The organism is Streptomyces sp. NPDC031479, assembly GCF_055581065.1.
In genome coordinates this window covers 147,080-165,503 of sequence record NZ_JBVIKC010000002.1, presented here as the reverse complement: position 1 = coordinate 165,503, position 18,424 = coordinate 147,080, and the positions used below count along the sequence as shown (strand labels likewise).

Genomic DNA, 18,424 nt, shown 5'->3' with positions numbered 1-18,424 from the left:
GGGAACCGCCCCTCTGTCGTGGGCTGTGGCCGGTGCCTCATCAAGGCTTAGGCTGGCCCACGTACACAAGGGAACTTCGGAAGGAGACCTGGGTGATCGAGCTTGAGGGCGTGCCCGAGCTGATCGACCCGGTCATGGTGGCCGCGTTCGAGGGCTGGAACGACGCGGGTGACGCCGCCTCCGGTGCGGTGGCGCACCTGGACCGGGAGTGGAAGGGCGAGGTCTTCGCGGCGCTGGACGCCGAGGACTACTACGACTTCCAGGTCAACCGGCCGACGGTGTGGCTGGACAACGGGGTAAGGAAGATCACCTGGCCCACGACGCGGCTGTCGGTGGTCCGGATCGGCGGCGCGAAGCCGCGGGACCTGGTGCTGGTGCGGGGCATCGAACCGTCCATGCGGTGGCGGTCGTTCTGCGAGGAGATCCTCGGCTTCGCCGTCGAGCTGGGCGTGGAGATGGTGGTCATCCTGGGCGCGCTGCTCGGGGACACCCCGCACACCCGGCCGGTTCCGGTGAGCGGGGTGACCTCGGACGCGGACCTGGCGCGGACGATGGACCTGGAGGAGACCAAGTACGAGGGTCCGACCGGGATCGTGGGCGTCCTTCAGGAGGCCTGCACCCATGCCGGGATGCCGGCGGTGTCGCTGTGGGCGGCGGTGCCGCACTACGTGTCGCAGCCGCCGAACCCGAAGGCGACGCTGGCGCTGCTGAACCGGCTGGAGGACCTGATCGACATCCGGATCCCGCTGGGCGAACTCCCGGAGGACGCGCGGGCCTGGCAGCTGGGCGTGGACCAACTGGCCGCCGAGGACAGCGAGGTGGCGGAGTACGTCCAGACGCTGGAGGAGGCGCGGGACACCGCCGACCTGCCGGAGGCCTCGGGGGACGCGATCGCGCGGGAGTTCGAGCGGTACCTGAGGCGACGGGATCCGTCGGCGGGTCCGGAGACGGCCGGCGACACGGGCTCCTACTTCCGCGACCTGTCGGGCGGCCCCCGGCCCCCGGCGAAACCGAAGCCGGACGGCCCGGCGGACCAGGACGGCCCCTCCGGACCGGACGCCACCGGCGAGGGAGATGAAGGCGGGGACGGAGACGCCGAAGGGGCCTGACGGCCCCGGCCGTCCGGGTGTCGGTACGCCCTGCTCGCGGCGGCGCCGGAGCCGGCGTACGTGGGCACGGACGAGCTGGTGCCGGTCCCCTGCGTGCTCCACCCGGAGCAGGTCCGCGAATATCCGGCCGCGCACGATCTGGACCGTGACCGTCGTGCAGTGATCCGGCGCCGCCGTGGGCGGCGGTACGGAAGGAGCGCGCCCCCCGGCACCGGGCCGGGGGGCGCGCTCCTCGCGTACTGCTCCGGTGCTAGAGGGCCACGCCCAGGAGGGCGTCGACCGTGCGGGAGACCAGGCCCGGGGCGGACTCGTCGTCGCCGTCCGAGGCGTTCTGCGCGTCCGCCCACCGGTCCACGGCCGCGAGCGCGGCCGGGGCGTCCAGGTCCTTCGACAGGGCCTCGCGGACCTCCTCGACGAGGGCGTCCGCCGGCAGGCCGTCCGGCCGGGAGACCGCCGCGCGCCACCGCTCCAGCCGGGCCACGGCCTCGGCGAGGACCTCGTCCGTCCACTCCCAGTCGGCCCGGTAGTGGTGTGCGAGGAGGGCCAGCCGGATGGCGGCCGGGTCGACGCCGGCCCGGCGCAGCGCCGAGACGAAGACCAGGTTGCCCTTGGACTTGGACATCTTCTCGCCGTGCAGCGCGACCATGCCCGCGTGGACGTAGGCCTTGGCCATCGGGAACTCGCCCGTCAGGGCCTGCGCGTGCGAGGCGCCCATCTCGTGGTGCGGGAAGGCCAGGTCGGAGCCGCCGCCCTGGATGTCGAAGCCCATGCCCAGGTGGTCCAGGGCGATGGCGACGCACTCAATGTGCCAGCCGGGGCGGCCGCGGCCCAGGGAGCCGCCGTCCCAGCTCGGCTCGCCGGGCCGTGCGGCCATCCACAGCATCGGGTCGAGGGGGTTCTTCTTGCCCGGACGGTCCGGGTCCCCGCCCCGCTCGGCGGACAGCAGCCGCATCGCCCGGGCGTCGAGGTTCGAGACCCCGCCGAAGTGCGGATCGGACTCCACGGAGAAGTAGACGTCCCCGTCGAGCTCGTAGGCGGCACCCGCGTCGCGCAGCCGCTCGACCAGCGGCACGATGCCGGGTATGGCCTCGACGGCGCCGATGTAGTTCCGCGGGGGCAGCATCCGCAGGGCGGTCATGTCCTCGCGGAAGAGGGCGGTCTCGCGTTCCGCGAGCTCGGTCCAGTCGTGGCCGTCGCGCAGCGCCCGCTCCAGGAGCGGGTCGTCCACGTCCGTGACGTTCTGGACGTAGTGAACCTGCCGCTTGTTGTCGAGCCACACGCGCTGCACGAGGTCGAACGCGTTGTAGGTCGCCGCGTGACCGATGTGGGTCGCGTCGTACGGGGTGATCCCGCAGACGTAGATACGGGCGACGGGACCGGGGTCGAGGGTGATCGTCCCTTGGGTCGCGGTGTCGTGGATCTGGAGGTCGCGGCCCTTGCCGGGCAGGGCGGGGACCTCAGAAGCGGGCCAGGCATGCATGCATCGAGCCTAACCGGACGAGTGTTCCGGAAACGAACCGGAGCAGCACTGTTGGCTTGATCGGCCGTCTTGCGGTCCGGCCGGTTCTGTGCGTCGCGGGCCGTGGCAGCTCAGACGGGTGGCCAGGGGATCGCCGGCCACTGTCCGGAGGGCTTCGGGTGCGTCCCGTTGCGCAGCAGCAGGGCCACACGGGCCCGTACGGCGCCCAGCTCGACCGGGGTGATCAGTTCGGCCAGCCGGGTGGCCAGCGGGCCCCCCTCGGCGAGCTGGGCCTCCAGGGAGCCCAGCACCCGCCGGGCCTCGTCGGTGAGCGGCTCCCCCGCCCAGCCCCACAGCAGGGTGCGCAGCTTGTCCTCGGCATGGAAGGTCACGCCGTGGTCGATGCCGTAGAGCCGGCCGTCGGGGGCGGGCAGCAGGTGGCCGCCCTTGCGGTCGCCGTTGTTGATCACCGCGTCGAGTACGGCGAGGCGCCGCAGCCGCGGGTCGTCGGCGTGCACCAGCAGGGCGGTGCGGCCCTCCCCCACCTCGGCGAAGGCGACCGGCTTCCAGCCCTCCCCCGCCTCCTCGCCCTCGACGAGCGCGAGGAGCCCGGCCTCCGGCGATTCTCCGGCGTCGATCCAGTGCTGGACCATTCCCTCCCCGTACGGGCCGTCGCGCAGGACCGTCGCGGGGACGAGCCCCCACCCGGTCGCCTCGGAGACCAGGTACGCGGCGCGCTCGCGGCGGGCGAGGTTGCCGTCGGGGAAGTCCCACAGCGGGCGCTCGCCCTTGACCGGCTTGTAGACGCAGTCCGCGCTCGCGCCCTCGTGGGCCACCGTGCACAGCAGTACGGCGTTGGAGGCCTCGGCGATACGGCCGCGGACGGTGAGCTCACCGCGGGTGAGCAGTTCCTCGATCGGGGTCTCGGCGCTCACACCTGGCGCCGGTACCCGTTCTGGCGCGGGCACACGTGTCCCTCGGGGTCGAGCGGCAGACTGCACAGGGGGCACGGGGGGCGGCCCGCGTTGACCACGTCCAGGGCCCGCTTGGCGAAGGCGCGGGCCTGGGCGCCGGAGAGGCGCACGCGCAGCATCGGCGGGCCGTTCTCCTCGTCCTGCAGGAGCCGCTCCTCGGCCTCGGCGAGGTCCTCGTCGGAGTCGGCGTCGAGTTCGACGAGGGCCTGGGCCTCGACGATCATCCGCTGCTCCTCGCCGTCCCAGGCGAGCGCCATGGTGCCGACGCGGAACTCCTCCTCGACGGGGACGTCGAGGGGGGCGGTGTCCGCCGCCTCGGTGGAGGCGACGGCGGGGACGGGCGCGTTGCCGCCGGTGCGCCGGACGACCTCGTCGAGCAGCTCGTCCATCCGCTCGGCCAGTGCAGCGACCTGGGTCTTCTCCAGGGACACGCTGGTGACCCGGGCTCCCGCGGAGGCCTGGAGGAAGAACGTACGGCGTCCAGGCAGACCGACCGTACCGGCCACGAAGCGGTCCGGCGGGTCGTAAAGGAACACCTGACGGGGCACGACCGGTCTCCAAGTCTGAGGCAGGGCAGGGCTGCGCCGGTGTGGGGGCGCCATGCCACCCTACTGCGCCGTTCGATCAGGCCGCGCCCGCGCCGCCGCCCACGACGGCGTTCCCGCCGTCCTCGGTCGTGGTGTCGGGGGACGGGGCGGTGCGCGGGACGAGGGGCGAGAGGTCCCCGGTGTCGCCGAGGCGCAGCAGGAAGGGCCTGGTGGGGGTGTAGCGGATCGCGGTGACCGAGCAGGGGTCGACGTGGATCCGCTGGAAGAGGTCGAGGTGCATGCCGAGGGCGTCGGCGACGAGGGACTTGATGATGTCGCCGTGGGAGCACATGAGGTAGACGGCGTCGGTGCCGTGCTCCTCGTCGATCCGGGCGTTCCACTCGCGTACGGCGTCCACGGCGCGCGCCTGCATGGCGCGCATGGACTCGCCGCCGGGGAAGGCGGCGGCCGAGGGGTGCTGCTGGACGATCTTCATGAGGGGTTCGTCGGCGAGTTCGGAGAGTTTGCGGCCGGACCAGTCGCCGTAGTGGCATTCGCCGATGCGCTCGTCGGTGTGCAGGGGCAGTGCGGGGCGGGCGGCGAGCAGCGGGGCGAGGGTTTCGCGGCAGCGCTGGAGGGGGCTGGTGACGGCGGCCACGAGGGGCACGGCGTCGAGCCGCCCGGGAAGCGCGGCGGCCTGGGCGGCGCCGTGGTCGTCGAGGTTCACCCCCGGGGTCCATCCGGCGAGCACGCCCGCGGTGTTGGCGGTGGACCGCCCGTGTCGTACGAGGATCAGCATGGCCATGGGGGAAGCCTATGCCGTGCCGCCGTTGTGCGGGCGGGCTCCGGCCGGGGCAGAATGCCCGGCGTGATTGTCGACTGCGCGATGTACCGGAACGGCCGCCGCTCCACGGCACCGGAGGACTTCTCCGATGCCCTCGACGAGGCGCGGGCCTCGGGTGACGCGTTCGTGTGGGTGGGCATGCACGAGCCGACGGCCGACGAATTCGATCATGTGAGCCGGGAGTTCGGGCTGCACGCGCTGGCGGTGGAGGACGCGCTGACCGCGCACCAGCGGCCGAAGCTGGAGGTCTACGACGACTCGCTGTTCGTGGTCCTCAAGCCGGTGCTCTACGACGACGACACGGACACGGTGACCACCGGCGAGCTGATGGTCTTCATAGGCGACTCGTTCGTGGTCACCGTCCGGCACGGCGAGGGGGCCGCGCTGGCGGCCGTGCGGCACCGGCTCGAACAGGAGCCGGAGGTGCTGCGGCACGGGCCGACCGCCGTGCTGTACGCCGTGTCCGACGCGGTGGTGGACCACTACATCGAGGTGGCGGCCGAGCTCCAGGCCGACCTGGAGGAGCTGGAGGCGGAGGTGTTCGCCCCGAACGCCTCGGACTCCAAGAACACCGCCGCGCGGATCTACGGCTTCAAGCGGCAGGTGCTGGAGTTCCGCCGGGCGACGAGCCCGCTGCTGCAGCCGATGGACCGGCTCGCCTTCGGGCAGGTGCCGTTCGTGCACGAGCACTCCCAGCCCTTCTTCCGTGACGTCGCCGACCACCTGACGAAGGCCAACGAGTACATCGAGGGCCTGGACCGGCTGCTGTCGGACGCGCTGGCCGCCCACCTGGCGCAGATGGGCGTCCGGCAGAACGACGACATGCGCAAGATCTCCGCCTGGGCCGCCATGGCCGCCGTCCCGACGATGGTCGCGGGGATCTACGGGATGAACTTCGAGCACATGCCGGAGCTGCGGCAGAGCTGGGGCTATCCGGCGGTGCTGGCGCTGATGGCGGCTCTGTGCGCGGGCCTGCACCGGATGTTCAAACGGCGCGGCTGGCTGTAGCGGCGGGGCCGGCGGCCGGCTGTAGCGGCGGGCGAGGCCGGCGGGAGAGGGCCTACGCGTGGCCGTGCGCGGTGGCGGGTGCGCCGCCCAGCGGGTCGCGCCGCTCCGGAGGGCGCAGGCCGACCATCCGGTGCCAGCCGCCGAAGCGCTCGTACGCGTACATCCCGCGGATGCCGGCGGCCAGGGCGGCGGCCTTGGGCGCGGGCCAGCGGAGCAGCCGGCCCATGTGGGCCATGACGGCGAGGCTGACGTCCCGGTGGACGGCGATCTCGGCGAGCGCGCTCTCGCGCAGCACCCGCTGGATGGTCCGGCCGTGGCCGGCGCGGGCGAGACGCAGCAGTTCCTCGTGGCAGTAGGCGAGGTGGTTGTCCTCGTCGCCGCTGATCTGGCGGACGGCTTTGCCGATCTCGGGGTGGTCGCCGAAGTGGTTCACCAGCAGGACCATCTGCTCGGAGGCGCGCTGTTCGGTGACGCGGCTGTGCGCGAGGTAGACGACGATGTCCCGTTCGGTCAGCGCTTCCTCGCGGCGCAGCTTGTCGTGCGCGAGGCCGATGCCGCGGCGCTCCAGCAGCATCGTGTAGTCGGTCTCGGGCGGTACGGGGACGGGGGCCAGGCCGCGGTTGCGCAGCAGGGCCCGGAAGATCCGGCCGTGTTTGTCCTCGTCCGCGCCGTGCCGGGTGATCTTGGGTGCGAGGTCGCGCATGCCGTCGGGGACGAGGGCGGCGATCCTGGCGTTCTCCCAGCCGCCCTGGGACTCCCCGCTGGCGGCGATGGAGCAGAACAGCTGGAAGGAGTCGTCGTGGCCGACGATCTCCTGGAACAGGCTGCGGGCAGAGAGCATGGAACGAGTCAAATGCGGATCTGCCGGGCGGGCAACCGAGGGCTCGCCCGACTCGGCCGAATGAACGAGCCGCGCGGCCGGGCCCCGGGGCGTAACCCCGTGGCCCGGCCGCGCGTTGTTGGCTGTGTCGGCCGTGGCGGGGAAGACCCCCCGAGCCCCCACCACGGCCGCAGACCTCGATCCGGACGCCGCCCCGCACCGCTCCCCGTGCGCCGGGCGGCGTCCGCGTTTCAGGACAGGCCGGCCAGCTCCAGGGCCCGGGTGCCGGCGCGCAGGGCGGCGAGGCGCTCGTCCAGGGTGAAGCCGGCGGGGGCGAGCGTCAGGGTGGTGACCCCGGCGTCGGCGTAGGCGCGCATCCCGTCCGCGATCCGCTCGACGGAGCCGAGCAGGGTGGTCGAGTCGATCAGCGAGTGCGGCACGGCGGCCGCCGCGCCGTCCTTGTCGCCGCCCAGGTACTTGGCCTGGATCTCGGCGGCCTCCTTCTCGTACCCCATGCGCTGGGCGAGCTGGTTGTAGAAGTTCTGCTTGGGGCTGCCCATGCCGCCGACGTACAGGGCGGTGTAGGGGCGGAACACGTCCGCGAGGGCGTTCACGTCCTCGCCGAGGGCCAGCGGGACGGTCGGGCAGACGTCGAAGCCGTCCATCGTCAGTCCGGCCTTCTCACGGCCGGCGCGGATGTGCCGCAGGGCCGTCTCCTCCAGGTGCTCGGCGGCCGGGAAGATCAGCAGGGCGCCGTCGGCGATCTCGCCGGTCTGCTCCAGGTTCTTGGGCCCGATGGCGGCGATGTAGAGAGGGATGTGCTCGCGCTCGGGGTGCACGGTCAGCTTGAGCGGCTTGCCGGGGCCGCCGGGCAGCGGGAGGGTCCAGTGCGCGCCGTCGTAGGAGAGGCGCTCGCGGCTCATCGCCTTGCGGACGATCTCCACGTACTCCCGGGTCCGGGCGAGGGGCTTGTCGAACTTCACCCCGTACCAGCCCTCGGAGACCTGCGGGCCGGAGACGCCGAGGCCGAGCCGGAACCGGCCCTTGGTCAGGGAGTCCAGGGTGGCGGCCGTCATCGCCGTCATCGCGGGCTGACGGGCCGGGATCTGGAAGATGGCCGAGCCGACGTCGATCCGCTCCGTCTGGGCGGCCACCCAGGCGAGCACGGTGGCCGCGTCGGAACCATAGGCCTCGGCCGCCCAGCAGACGTCGTAGCCGAGGCGGTCCGCCTCCTGCGCGACGGCGAGGTTGTCGGCGTCCATGCCCGCGCCCCAGTAGCCGAGGTTGATGCCGAGCCGCATGTGTCGTCCCCTTACGATGTGCCGCTTTACCGATCAGTAACGTGGGTCTGCGGGGGACTGTAGCGCGCCCGGCCGCCGTGCGGCAGTGCCCCAGTAGTCTCAGCGCTCATGGAGCAGAGGCATCTCGGCCGCACCGGACTGCGCGTCTCCCGGATCGGCCTCGGCACCCTGACCTGGGGCCGTGACACCGGCGAGGAAGCCGCCGCCGAGCAGTTGAGGACGTTCTGGGAGGCGGGCGGCACGCTCGTCGACACGGCCGACGTGTACGGCGGCGGAGAGGCGGAGTACCTCCTCGGGCAGCTGGTGGGCTCCCTCGTGCCGCGCCGGGACCTGGTCATCGCGACCAAGGCGGGCAGCGTGCCCGACCCGGACCGGCGGTTCGACGGCTCGCGCGGACACCTGCTGGCCGCCCTGGACGACTCCCTGGACCGCCTCGGCACCGATTACGTCGACCTGTGGCAGGTGCACGCTTTCGACCCGGCGACCCCGCTGGAGGAGACCCTCCAGGCGCTCGACCTGGCCGTCGGCAGCGGCCGGGCCCGCTACGCCGGGATCTCCAACTTCAGCGGCTGGCAACTGGCGAAGGCGGCGACCTGGCAGCTGGCCGCACCCGGGACCCGGACCCGGCTCGCGTCGACGCAGATGGAGTACTCGCTCCTGCAGCGGGGCGTGGAGCGGGAGGTGCTCCCGGCCGCGCTGGACCTCGGTGTCGGCCTGCTGCCCTCCTCCCCGCTGGGCCGGGGGGTGCTGACGGGCAAGTACCGGGACGGGACCCCGGCCGGCTCCCGGGGCGCCTCCCAGTCGCTGGGCGCCTTCGTGGAGCCGTACCTGGACGAGGCCGCCGGGCGGATCGTGGACGCGGTGGTGACCGCCGCGCAGGGCCTGGCCGTCACCCCGCTCCAGGTGGCGCTGGCCTGGGTCCGGGACCGGCCGGGGGTGGTCGCCCCGATCGTCGGCGCGCGGACGTCCGCCCAGCTCGGGGCGGCGCTGTCGGTGGAGACCCTTACGCTTCCGGAGGAGATCTGCCGGGCTCTGGACGACGTGTCGGCGCCCGTGCACCGCTACCCCGACCAGGACTGGAGCACGCTGTGAGTACGGACCCCGAGGCCACCGGCCCCGCCACCGCGGAGGACCCGGAAGAGGCCGCCACCCCGGAGGCGACCCCCGGCCTCGGCGAAACCCCCGCCGAGGGGGGCCACCACCCCGCACCCCCGACCACCGATGCCGACGGCGACGGCGACGGCGAACCCCCGACCGACGGACCGGACGCCGGCGGCGACGAGACCCCGGCCGACGAACCCGCGGGCGACGCCGAGGCCCCGGCCGACGGGGGCGCGGACGCGGACGGCGTCGAGATCCCGGCCGGGGAGTCCGGTTCCGGTTCCTCCGGTCCCTCCGAGGCGGCCGACCCCTCCGCCGAGGGGGACGAGGCCCCGGCGGGCGCGGCCGCCACCGGGGACGGCGCCGCCGAAGCCCCCGGCGCGGAGCCGGCCGGGCTCACCGAGGCGCAGGCCGAGCTGGCCGCGCAGAAGATCGAGCGGGAGCGCATCGCACGCCGCAAGGCGGAACGCGAGGCCCCCGTGGACGCCGGCGCCAAGCTCAGCGGCAAGGCCGCCGACCTGCTGGCCGCCGTACGGGCCGTGGAGAGCGGCGCCAAGCCCTCCGCCGTCTTCTTCGACGACGCGCCCGCCGCCCCCCGCCGGGCGGCCCCCGCTCCCCCGCAGCCCCGCCCCGCCACGGCCCCCGCCGCCGCGCCCGCCCCCACCACCGAGGAGATCGGCGCGGTGCGCGCCGTACTGACCCGCGGCGGGGCCCCCGAGGGCCTCGCCGGGGCCGCCGCCGAGGCCCTCGGAGAGGGAGCCGCGGACCTGCTCGCCGAGGACCCCTGGCGGCTGCTCGCGGTCCCCGGGGTGCGCCCGGCGCAGGCCGACGGTTTCGCGCAGGCCCTGCTGGGCGCCGCGGCCGGTCCCGCCGACGAGCGCCGGGGCGCGGCCCTGCTGGGCTGGCTCCTGGACCAGGCGGCCCTCAAGGGGCACACCGCGCTGGAGGCCCCGGTCCTGGAGAAGGCCCTGGTCCAGTACGGGGTGCCGGCCCCCGCCGAGGCCCTGGAGGCGGCCATCGGGGAGGGCGCGGTCCTGGTGTTCCACGAACCGCTGGGCGAGCCCGGCCCGCGGGCGGCGGACACCGGCGGCGGCGACGGGGGCGACGGAGGCGACGAGGAGGACGAGCCGCGGCCGGTACGGATCCTCGTGGGCCTGGAGGAACACGCCCTGGCCGAGGAGAGCCTGGCCGACGGCCTGGCCCGGCTGACGGGCACCTTCGGCGGCCTGGCCGACTGGTCCGGGGTGGCCACCGGTCCCGGCGCCGAGCTGGTCCGTGCCGTCGCCGGCCACGGCCTGGTCACCCACACCGGCGGCGAGGCCGCCCGCGCCGAGCCGCTGGCCCTGCTGGCGGCCGCCCGGAAGCTGGGCCTGCGGGCCGCCCTGGCCGCGCACGCCCCCACCGGGGACGCCGTGGGCGTGGCCGGGCTGCTCTCGGGGACCCAGGGCCCCGGACGGGACGCCGACGGCCGCTTCGACCTCGACCTGCTCATCGTGCTGGACGCCCCGCAGCTGGACGTGGAGACGGCCGCCGCCCTGGTGGAGTCGGTGCCCGACGGGGCCCGTCTGGTGCTCTCCGGCGACCCCGGGGTGCTCGGGTCGGCCGGGCCGGGGCGGGTGTTCGCCGACGTGCTGGCCGCCCGCGCCTGTCCCCAGGTGGTGTCCCGGACGCCGGACCCGGGCCCGCTCGGCGAGCTGGTGTCGGGGATCGGTGTCGGGGAGCTGACCCAGGTCGAGGCCCCCGGCAAGGAGATCGTCATCGTCCCGGTGCGCGATGCCGGCGAGGCCGTGCACCGCACCGTGCAGCTGGTCTCCGAATCGGTGCCGCGCGCCTTCGGGATCCCCGCGGACGCCGTGCAGGTCGTCACCCCGGGCCACGGTGGCGCGGCGGGGACCCGGGCGCTGAACGCGGCCCTCAAGGAGCGGCTGAACCCCGGCCCGGGGCGGTTCGGCGGCTTCGATCCCGGTGACCGGGTCGTCCACGTCCCCGCGCCGGGACGGGCCGTGCCGGGCCGGGTGGTGTCGGCCGACGCGCAGGGGCTGCACCTGGACGTGGCGGGCGTACGGGTCGTCGTACCGAAGGAGCGGGTGGAGGCGCAGGTGCGGCACGGCTGGGCGGTGACGGCGCACCAGGCCGTCGGGGCGCGCTGGCCCGCGGTGGTCGTCGTCCTGCCCGGGGACGCGGCACAGGCCCTGTCCCGGGACTGGGTGTACACGGCGTTCGGGCGGGCCGAGCGGCACCTGTCGGTGGTGCACGGCGTGGACCAGGCGCTGCCGCGCGCGGTGGCCGAGGTGCTGCCCAAGCCCCGTACGACCCGTCTGACGGGTCTGCTGCGGGCGCTGACGGCGGATCGGCAGCCGCAGGCGTAGCGGAGGAGGGCCGCGCCCCCGCCCCGCCGAGGACGGCGGGGCGGGGGCGCGGCGCGCCGTGCGCTTGCGACGGCCCGCGGCCGGTGGGCTCAGGCCGGGACCGGGCCCGGGGCCGCGGCCTCCTCTTCCTCGTCGAAGTCCTCGTCCTCGACGTCCTCGTCGAAGACCGAACTGACGTCGAAGCGGTGCACCACGTCCTGGGGATCGGTCTGCCCGAAGGGCGAGTTGAGCCAGTCCCCCGGTTCGGCTACCTCCTCCAGCGCCGCGATCCAGAGGGTGGAGTCGCCTTCCTCCAGGCCGAACTCCTTGTAGCGGGAGGCGATCTCGTCGGGCTCGTACTCCCCGAAGAGCACGCCGAGCGCCCCCGCGGTGCCCGCGTCGTCGACGAGTTCGGCGTCCCGGTCGTGCGCGGCGACGCGCTCGGCCTGGGCGATCAGCCGGGCCGGTTCGACGACGGCGTAGTCGCGGCGGATGAGCACGCTGAAGGCGGCGGGCTCGGCGGGGCCGGTGTACGCGACACCGTCCTCGGGCGTGGGGATCTCGAAGGGGGTGACCTCGTCGTAGCGGTCGTAGAGGAGTTCGTCGTACTCCTCGGCGGCGGCGGCGAGTTCGTTGAAGGCGGCGTAGACGGCCGGGTCCTCGTCCCCGATCCTGCTCTCGACCGCGGCGAGGTGACGGTCGAGAGCGGCCTTGACCGCCTCGGCGGCGGCGCGTACCTCGGCAACAGTGGGCAGAGCGGCATCAGACATAGTGCAGACGCTATCCGTAGCGGGCCGGTGCCCGCACAATAGATGCGATGCCGGAATACGAATTTGTCGACGTGTACGTGCCTCGCGGTACCTCCCGCCAGGAGGCGACCCGCCTGTTGACCGATCATGCGGAATACGGGCACTGGGAGCTGGACCGGATGGCCCTGTACCGGGACGGCAGCCGCCGCGTGCGGTTGCGCCGCCGGATCATCCGTCAGGTCCGCGCGACCTGGTGACGCGGGCCCCCTGAGGGCGGGGCCCGCGTCGCAGTGCCGTCAGGCGGCGTTGCGGGCGCGCCGGTAGAGCACGGCTCCGGCCAGCAGCAGGCCGCCCGCGAGCGGGATTCCGGCGGTCATGACGTCACCCGCGCCGGTGGCGGCGAGTCCGGGCGTCCCGGAACCCGTGCCGGGTCCGGTGGGAGTACCTGGCGTGCCGGGCGTGCCGGGGGTCTGGCCGCCCGGAGTACCGGGATTGCCCGGCGTCTGCCCGCCCGGGGTGCCCGGGTTGCCCGGCGTCTGCCCGCCCGGCGTACCGGGGGTGTGGCCGCCCGGAGTACCGGGGTTCCCGGGCGTCTGCCCGCCCGGGGTACCGGGGTTGCCCGGGGTGTGCCCGCCCGGAGTACCGGGATTGCCGGGGACGTGCCCGCCGGGGGTGCCGGGGTTGCCCGGGGTGTGCCCGCCGGGAGTCCCCGGGGTCCCCGGATGGCCCGGGGTGTGTCCGCCCGGAGTACCGGGGTTGCCCGGGGTGTGTCCGCCCGGGGTGCCCGGGTTGCCGGGGTGGCCCGGCTCGTCGTCGCAGGGCTCGTCGTGCCCGCCGCCCGGGTGACCGGGGTGGCCCTGGTGCTGCGGCGCGCCGGACGTGTTGGCGCAGGTGTTGCCGAAGGCCGGGTTGAGCAGGCCGATCACGGAGATCGTGTTGCCGCAGGCGTTCACCGGTGCGTCCACCGGCGCCTGCACGTTGTTCCCGGACAGCAGGCCCGGTGAGTTCGCGGCGTGTCCGGACGCCCCGGAGTCGGCTTGCGCGTAACCGCCGCCCATCGCGAGGACGCCCCCCGCCGCCGCCATCGTGATCAGCGTCTTCCTCGTGACCTGAACCGGTCGTCGCATCTGTACTCGTCCCCTGGTGTGTACGTGTCGGTCGGCGCACAGGCCGTACAGGCTCCCCCGCCTGCCGCGCCGAAGAGGTGTGGTCCGGGCCGGAAAGCCCGGCGGCCCCGGAGCGCTGGGATGCGCTCCGGGGCCACTACTTCAGGCGCGTCAGGCGTTGACGCAGGTGTTGCCGAAGGCCGGGTTGAGCAGGCCGATCACGGAGATCGTGTTGCCGCAGACGTTCACGGGCACGTGGACCGGAACCTGGACGACGTTGCCGGACAGGACACCGGGGGAGCCGATGGCCGCACCCTGCGCGCCCGCGTCGGCGGCGGCGAGGCCGGCACCCGCGAGAACCAGACCACCGGTGGCAGCCGCAGCGGCGACAACCTTCTTGAGCATTGTTCCTCCTAGTAGGCAAGTGCGGTCCCAGCCGCGGACCGCACCACCTGTAACGAGGAGGGATCACCAGGGCTACGAGCGTATGAGTGCATTCACTCTTCTCAGTGGAATGCGCACACCCGCGCGATTTCGGGCCGTCAGGCGTTGTCGATGAACCGGTCGAGCACCCGCACACCGAACTTCAGCCCGTCGACCGGCACCCGCTCGTCCACCCCGTGGAACATCCCGGCGAAGTCGAGCTCGGGCGGCAGCTGCAGCGGCGCGAAGCCGAAGCAGCGGATGCCGAGGTCGTCGAAGGACTTCGCGTCCGTACCGCCCGAGAGCATGTACGGGACGGCGCGCGCGATCGGGTCCTCGGCCTTCAGGGCGCCCTGCATGGCGTCCACGAGTCGCCCGTCGAAGTCCGTCTCCAGGGCCTTGTCCCCGTGCACGTCCTCCCGCCTGACGCGCGGGCCGAGGATCCGGTCGAGGTCGGCGAAGAACTCGTCCTCGTAGCCCGGCAGGAAGCGGCCGTCGACGTGCGCCGTGGCCTGGCCGGGGATGACGTTCACCTTGTAGCCGGCGCCGAGCATGGTCGGGGCGGCGGAGTTGCGCAGGGTGGCGCCCACCATCTTGGCGATGCCGCCGAGCTTGGCGAGGGTGGCGTCCATGTCGTCGGGGTCGAGCGGGGTTCCGAGGGCGTCCGAGAGTTCGTCGAGGAAGTGCCGTACGGTCTTGGTGACGCGCACCGGCCACTGGTGGCGGCCGAGGCGCCCGACGGCCTCGCACAGCTCGGTGATCGCGTTGTCGTTGTTGGTCATGGAGCCGTGGCCCGCGGTGCCGTCCACCGTGAGCCGCATCCAGTGCATGCCCTTCTGGGCGGTCTCCACGAGGTAGAGCCGCAGGTTCTCGTTCACGGTGAAGGAGAAGCCGCCGACCTCGCCGATCGCCTCGGTGACGCCCTCGAAGAGCCCGGGGTGCTTGTCCACGAGGTGCCGGGCCCCGTACGTGCCGCCCGCCTCCTCGTCCGCCAGGAAGGCCAGCACGATGTCCCTGGGGGGCTTGCGGCCGCTGCGCATGCGGTCGCGGACGACGGCCAGCGTCATCGCGTCCATGTCCTTCATGTCGACCGCGCCGCGGCCCCACACGCACCCGTCGGCGATCTCGCCCGCGAAGGGGTCGTAGGTCCAGTCGGCGGCGTTGGCCGGGACCACGTCGGTGTGCCCGTGGATCAGCAGCGCGGGCCGGGAGGGGTCCTCGCCCTCGATACGGGCGACGGTCGAGGCGCGCCCCTTGTGCGACTCGAAGATCTGCGGCTCCAGCCCGACCTCGGCCAGCTTCTCGGCGACCCACTCGGCCGCCTTGCGCTCGCCCGGTCCCGAGTGGTCCCCGTAGTTGCTGGTGTCGATCCGGATGAGGTCCCGGCAGAGGTCGACGACCTCGTCCTCGCCGGAGACGTTCTTGCCCGTGCCCGATTCGCTCACGCTGCTTCCTCCCACTGATCAGTACCGGCTACGTCCCCATCCTCCCGCTCCGGGCCGCTCCGCCCAAGGGCGTTCCCCGGTCACCGGGGGGTGTGATCGGGGGCCCCGAATGTTTGGTAATGTTTTCCACGTCGGAACGGCCCGCGAGGGACGCGAGACAGACACCTTGTCCGGGTGGCGGAATGGCAGACGCGCTAGCTTGAGGTGCTAGTGCCCTTTATCGGGCGTGGGGGTTCAAGTCCCCCCTCGGACACAAGAGAGAAGGACCCCGCTCCGGCGGGGTCCTTCTTCGTTCTCCGGGTGTTACCAGGCTGCCAGCCGGTCGCCCTCGACGAGCTCCGAGACGAAGCCGTCGGGGCCGGTGGCGGGTGCGCCGAGGACCGTGACGCGGTGCATGACGCGGTCGACGTCGAGGTGGCCGAAGTCGGTCGGGGCGAAGTGGCAGGTGCTCCGGTTGTCCCAGAAGGCGATGCTGCCCGGCTCCCAGCGGAAGCGTACGGTGTACTCGGCGCTGGTCATGTGCTGGAAGAGCAGGTCGAGCAGGTGACGGCTCTCGATCTCGCTGAAGCCGACGATCCTGGTGGTGGAACCGGGGCTGACGAACAGCGCCTTCTCCCCCGTCTCGGGGTGTACGCGGACGACGGGGTGGACGGCGACCTGAGGGTCCTCACAGTAGATCTTGAGGATCTGCCGGTCGCGCTCGTCGGAGTGGCGCAGGTGGACGCCGGTGAAGAAGGCGTGTTCGGCCTGGAGCGTGTCCAGCAGGCCCCGCAGTTGCGGGGAGAGGCCCTCGTAGGCGGCCACGGTGTTGGTCCACTGGGTGTCGCCGCCGAAGTCGGGGGTGGTCTCGGCGCGCAGGATGGACAGGTCGGGCGGGTTCACGGCCTGGGTGAGGTCGCTGTGCCAGCCGGCGATGGGCGAGACCCACTTGCGGCGGTAGTGCTCCTCGAAGTTCTTGCCGTAGCGCTCGACGTCGGCCTTGGCGTCGACGGTGAGGACCTCGGGGAAGCCCTCGGGCGAGACGCCGTGCTTGGTGCCGGGGCGGCGGGTGAGGTCGCCGAAGCGGCGGCCGAAGGCCACGTGCCGGGCGTGGTCGAGCTCCTGGCCGCGGAAGAAGAGGACGCGGTGGGTGAGCACGGCCTGCCGGATCTCGGCGACGGTGGCGTCGTCGAGATCCTCGCGCAGGTCCACTCCGGACACCTCGGCGCCTATGCGCCCGGCGACCTGGCGGACGGAGATCCTGCTGGTTCGCTCGGTCTGGATCACGGTTCGGATCCGCCTCTCGGAAGAAGGGTGGGGAGGGTGGGGAGGGGCGATGCGTGGGAGGGGTGCGGGACCGCCCGCTCCGGCGTCAGCCGAAGTGGACGGTCCACTGCACCCACAGGGGCAGCAGGAGCAGGGACGCCAGGGAGCTCTTGACCACGAGCTCGGCCGACATGGCGACGTCGACGTCGTAGCGCTGCGCGAAGATGAAGAGGTTCTGCGGGGCCGGCATCGCGGCGATCAGGACGAGGTAGCTGAGCCACTCGCCCTCGACGCCGAAGAGGTACCGGCACACGGCCCAGGCGATGAAGGGGAAGGCCGCGCACTTGAAGGCGATGAGCCAGACCTCCTCCAGGGTGGTGCCCCGGATCGTGAGGCCGGCGCCGCCCAGGTGCAGGCCGAGGGCGAACAGCGCCACCGGGGAGGCGCTGTCGCCGACGAACGCGAAGCTGTCCAGGACCGCCTTCGGCAGGTGCACCGACAGCAGGTTGAGCAGGATGCCCGCGTTGCAGGCGAGGACCACGGGCGTCACGAGCGAGGCTCCGACGGCCCGGGCGAGCCGTACGCCGGGACCTCCGGTGGCCGGACGGCCCAGTTCCATGATCGAGATGACCACGAGGGACAGCACGCAGACCTGGAACAGCAGCACGGGGAAGATCGGTGCCGCGTTCCCGAAGAGCATGATGAACACCGGTACGGCGAAGTAGGCGGTGTTCACCTGCACGCCGGCCATGATCCGCAGCGCTACGCCCCGGGGGTCCAGGACCCCCGTCAGCCGGGCCACGAGGCCGATGACGACGACCGCGCAGCCGGCCGCTGCCGCGTAGCCGCCGATCGCCCTCCAGTCGAAGAGGGCGGCCAGGTCGCTCGCGTAGATGTTGCCGAACAGGTAGCACGGGACCGCGAAGAGGAAGGCGTAGTCGGCGAAGACCTTGGAGCTGTCCGCCGGCACCACCTTGCGCCGTGCGAGGAGAACGCCGCAGCCGAAGGCCAGGACCACCGGCAGCAGCTTCTCCAGGGCCGTCAGCGCCCCCATGCGTGCGGCACTTCCACCGGGCTGCGGCCTGCGATCAGGTCGTGGTATCCGGTGATCAGCCGCCCGATCACCTCGTTGCCGCGCAGGTCGTAGTGGTGGTCGTCGATGCGGGCGACGGGGAGGATCTCGCAGGCGGTGCCGCAGATGAACGCGCCGTCCGCCTCGGCGACGAACTCCGGGCCCAGGTCGCCGATCTCGTACGGGATGCCCTCGTGCCCGGCGATCGCCAGGACGCAGGCCCGGGTGATGCCGTCGATGGTGCACCGCGTGGTGGGGGTGTGGAGGGTGCCGCCCCTGGTGAAGAAGATGTGGGCGCCGGTCGCCTCCACGATGTGGCCGCGGTCGTCGAGGAGCATCGCGTCGTCGAAGCCCGCCCGCAGGGCATGGTTCTTGCTGACCGTGCCGATCATGTAGTTGCCGGCGGCCTTGCTCTTGACCGGGGCGTACTGCGGGGAGGGACGCCGGTAGTCGGCGGTGACCAGGGAGATGCCCGTCTGGAGGGCGTCGGCCGCCGCGTAGTAGCCGGCCGGGATCTCCCAGGCGGCCACCGAGGTGTGTACGGAGGTCTTCAGCGCGGCGGTCTGGATGACCTCGGAGCCGCGCCAGGCGTTCATGCGGACGTAGCCCTCGGTGATGCCGGCCGCGGCGACGACGTCGAGGGTCGCCCGGTGGAGCGTCTCGTCGTCGTGTTCGAGGTCGAAGTCGAGGATGCGGGCCGAGGTGCGCAGCCGTGCGATGTGCTCGTGCAGCATGAAGGGGGCGCCGGCGTAAACGCGTACGCCCTCGAAGACGCTGCTGGCGTAGTGCAGGCCGTGGGTGAGCACGTGCAGCGTGGCGTCGGCCCACTCCACGAGGTCGCCGTCGAGCCAGATCTGACCGGTTCGCTGGTCGAAGGGAAGCAAGGGGGACAC

The 18,424-nt window shown here is 73.2% G+C and carries 18 protein-coding genes and 1 tRNA gene; 6 read left to right on the top strand and 13 right to left on the bottom strand.

Translation table 11 applies throughout. The features are described from left to right. Positions 1-92: 92 nt before the first annotated feature. Entirely contained in the window at positions 93-1,109 is a 1,017-nt protein-coding gene (locus ACZ5D2_RS03320) for a PAC2 family protein (RefSeq protein WP_371679311.1), read from the top strand. A 250-nt stretch (positions 1,110-1,359) separates the two neighbouring features. Here the strand turns inward: ACZ5D2_RS03320 and mshC are convergent, their stop codons facing one another. The 4 genes from mshC to ACZ5D2_RS03300 all read right to left on the bottom strand — a co-directional run bounded on the left by mshC (position 1,360) and on the right by ACZ5D2_RS03300 (position 4,874). Next, positions 1,360-2,589, bottom strand: coding sequence for a cysteine--1-D-myo-inosityl 2-amino-2-deoxy-alpha-D-glucopyranoside ligase (gene mshC, locus ACZ5D2_RS03315; protein WP_371679310.1), 1,230 nt, complete (start codon positions 2,587-2,589; stop codon positions 1,360-1,362). A gap of 110 nt (positions 2,590-2,699) precedes the next feature. Continuing rightward, positions 2,700-3,536, bottom strand: coding sequence for an SCO1664 family protein (locus ACZ5D2_RS03310; RefSeq protein WP_371679309.1), 837 nt, complete (start codon positions 3,534-3,536; stop codon positions 2,700-2,702). Continuing rightward, the gene (locus ACZ5D2_RS03305) at positions 3,500-4,090 is read right to left on the bottom strand and encodes a DUF3090 domain-containing protein (protein WP_280920854.1); all 591 of its coding nucleotides are present in this window, start codon (positions 4,088-4,090) and stop codon (positions 3,500-3,502) included. The genes ACZ5D2_RS03310 and ACZ5D2_RS03305 overlap by 37 nt, the downstream gene beginning before the upstream one ends. A 76-nt stretch (positions 4,091-4,166) precedes the next feature. After that, a complete protein-coding gene (locus tag ACZ5D2_RS03300) occupies positions 4,167-4,874 on the bottom strand; it encodes a histidine phosphatase family protein (RefSeq protein ID WP_371679308.1) in 708 nt (235 codons plus the stop codon). Positions 4,875-4,928: 54 nt separating this feature from the next. Between ACZ5D2_RS03300 and corA the strand changes: the two genes are divergently transcribed. Next, positions 4,929-5,921 (top strand): magnesium/cobalt transporter CorA, encoded by a 993-nt coding sequence (corA, locus tag ACZ5D2_RS03295; RefSeq protein WP_371679307.1) that lies wholly within the window; start codon positions 4,929-4,931, stop codon positions 5,919-5,921. 52 nt (positions 5,922-5,973) lie between these two features. On the opposite strand, the gene ACZ5D2_RS03290 is transcribed toward corA, so the two are convergent. Both ACZ5D2_RS03290 and ACZ5D2_RS03285 read right to left on the bottom strand, forming a co-directional pair. Beyond that, complete coding sequence (locus ACZ5D2_RS03290) at positions 5,974-6,762, bottom strand: ferritin-like domain-containing protein (protein ID WP_371679306.1); 789 nt, start codon at positions 6,760-6,762, stop codon at positions 5,974-5,976. Positions 6,763-6,992: 230 nt separating this feature from the next. Further along, positions 6,993-8,042 (bottom strand): LLM class F420-dependent oxidoreductase, encoded by a 1,050-nt coding sequence (locus ACZ5D2_RS03285; RefSeq protein WP_371679305.1) that lies wholly within the window; start codon positions 8,040-8,042, stop codon positions 6,993-6,995. A 108-nt stretch (positions 8,043-8,150) separates the two neighbouring features. On the opposite strand from ACZ5D2_RS03285, the gene ACZ5D2_RS03280 reads away from it, so the two are divergent. Then, positions 8,151-9,134, top strand: coding sequence for an aldo/keto reductase (locus ACZ5D2_RS03280; protein ID WP_371679304.1), 984 nt, complete (start codon positions 8,151-8,153; stop codon positions 9,132-9,134). Continuing rightward, positions 9,131-11,512 carry a helix-hairpin-helix domain-containing protein gene (locus ACZ5D2_RS03275; protein ID WP_371679303.1) on the top strand — a complete coding sequence of 794 codons (2,382 nt, stop codon included), beginning with the start codon at positions 9,131-9,133 and terminating at the stop codon, positions 11,510-11,512. The genes ACZ5D2_RS03280 and ACZ5D2_RS03275 overlap by 4 nt, the downstream gene beginning before the upstream one ends. 89 nt (positions 11,513-11,601) lie before the next feature. Here ACZ5D2_RS03275 and ACZ5D2_RS03270 read toward each other — a convergent pair whose 3' ends face one another. Further along, positions 11,602-12,261, bottom strand: a complete 660-nt coding sequence (locus tag ACZ5D2_RS03270) for a hypothetical protein (RefSeq protein WP_371679302.1) — start codon at positions 12,259-12,261, stop codon at positions 11,602-11,604. A gap of 47 nt (positions 12,262-12,308) precedes the next feature. Between ACZ5D2_RS03270 and ACZ5D2_RS03265 the strand changes: the two genes are divergently transcribed. After that, a complete protein-coding gene (locus ACZ5D2_RS03265; protein WP_356223034.1) occupies positions 12,309-12,497 on the top strand; it encodes a DUF5703 family protein in 189 nt (62 codons plus the stop codon). A 39-nt stretch (positions 12,498-12,536) separates the two neighbouring features. Here the strand turns inward: ACZ5D2_RS03265 and ACZ5D2_RS03260 are convergent, their stop codons facing one another. The 3 genes from ACZ5D2_RS03260 to ACZ5D2_RS03250 form a co-directional block, all read right to left on the bottom strand. Further along, positions 12,537-13,367, bottom strand: a complete 831-nt coding sequence (locus ACZ5D2_RS03260; protein ID WP_371679300.1) for a chaplin — start codon at positions 13,365-13,367, stop codon at positions 12,537-12,539. A 150-nt stretch (positions 13,368-13,517) separates the two neighbouring features. Beyond that, positions 13,518-13,751, bottom strand: a complete 234-nt coding sequence (gene chpH, locus ACZ5D2_RS03255) for a chaplin ChpH (RefSeq protein WP_030238980.1) — start codon at positions 13,749-13,751, stop codon at positions 13,518-13,520. A gap of 137 nt (positions 13,752-13,888) precedes the next feature. Next, positions 13,889-15,214 (bottom strand): M20/M25/M40 family metallo-hydrolase, encoded by a 1,326-nt coding sequence (locus ACZ5D2_RS03250; protein WP_468926875.1) that lies wholly within the window; start codon positions 15,212-15,214, stop codon positions 13,889-13,891. 168 nt (positions 15,215-15,382) lie between these two features. Between ACZ5D2_RS03250 and ACZ5D2_RS03245 the strand changes: the two genes are divergently transcribed. Continuing rightward, positions 15,383-15,467, top strand: a tRNA-Leu gene (locus ACZ5D2_RS03245). 50 nt (positions 15,468-15,517) lie between these two features. Here ACZ5D2_RS03245 and ACZ5D2_RS03240 read toward each other — a convergent pair. The 3 genes from ACZ5D2_RS03240 to ACZ5D2_RS03230 all read right to left on the bottom strand — a co-directional run bounded on the left by ACZ5D2_RS03240 (position 15,518) and on the right by ACZ5D2_RS03230 (position 18,424). Then, positions 15,518-16,480, bottom strand: a complete 963-nt coding sequence (locus ACZ5D2_RS03240) for a TauD/TfdA dioxygenase family protein (RefSeq protein ID WP_371679298.1) — start codon at positions 16,478-16,480, stop codon at positions 15,518-15,520. A gap of 85 nt (positions 16,481-16,565) precedes the next feature. Beyond that, complete coding sequence (locus tag ACZ5D2_RS03235; protein ID WP_371679297.1) at positions 16,566-17,513, bottom strand: AEC family transporter; 948 nt, start codon at positions 17,511-17,513, stop codon at positions 16,566-16,568. Beyond that, entirely contained in the window at positions 17,501-18,424 is a 924-nt protein-coding gene (locus tag ACZ5D2_RS03230) for an aminotransferase class IV (RefSeq protein ID WP_371679295.1), read from the bottom strand. Before ACZ5D2_RS03230 ends, ACZ5D2_RS03235 begins: the two co-directional genes overlap by 13 nt.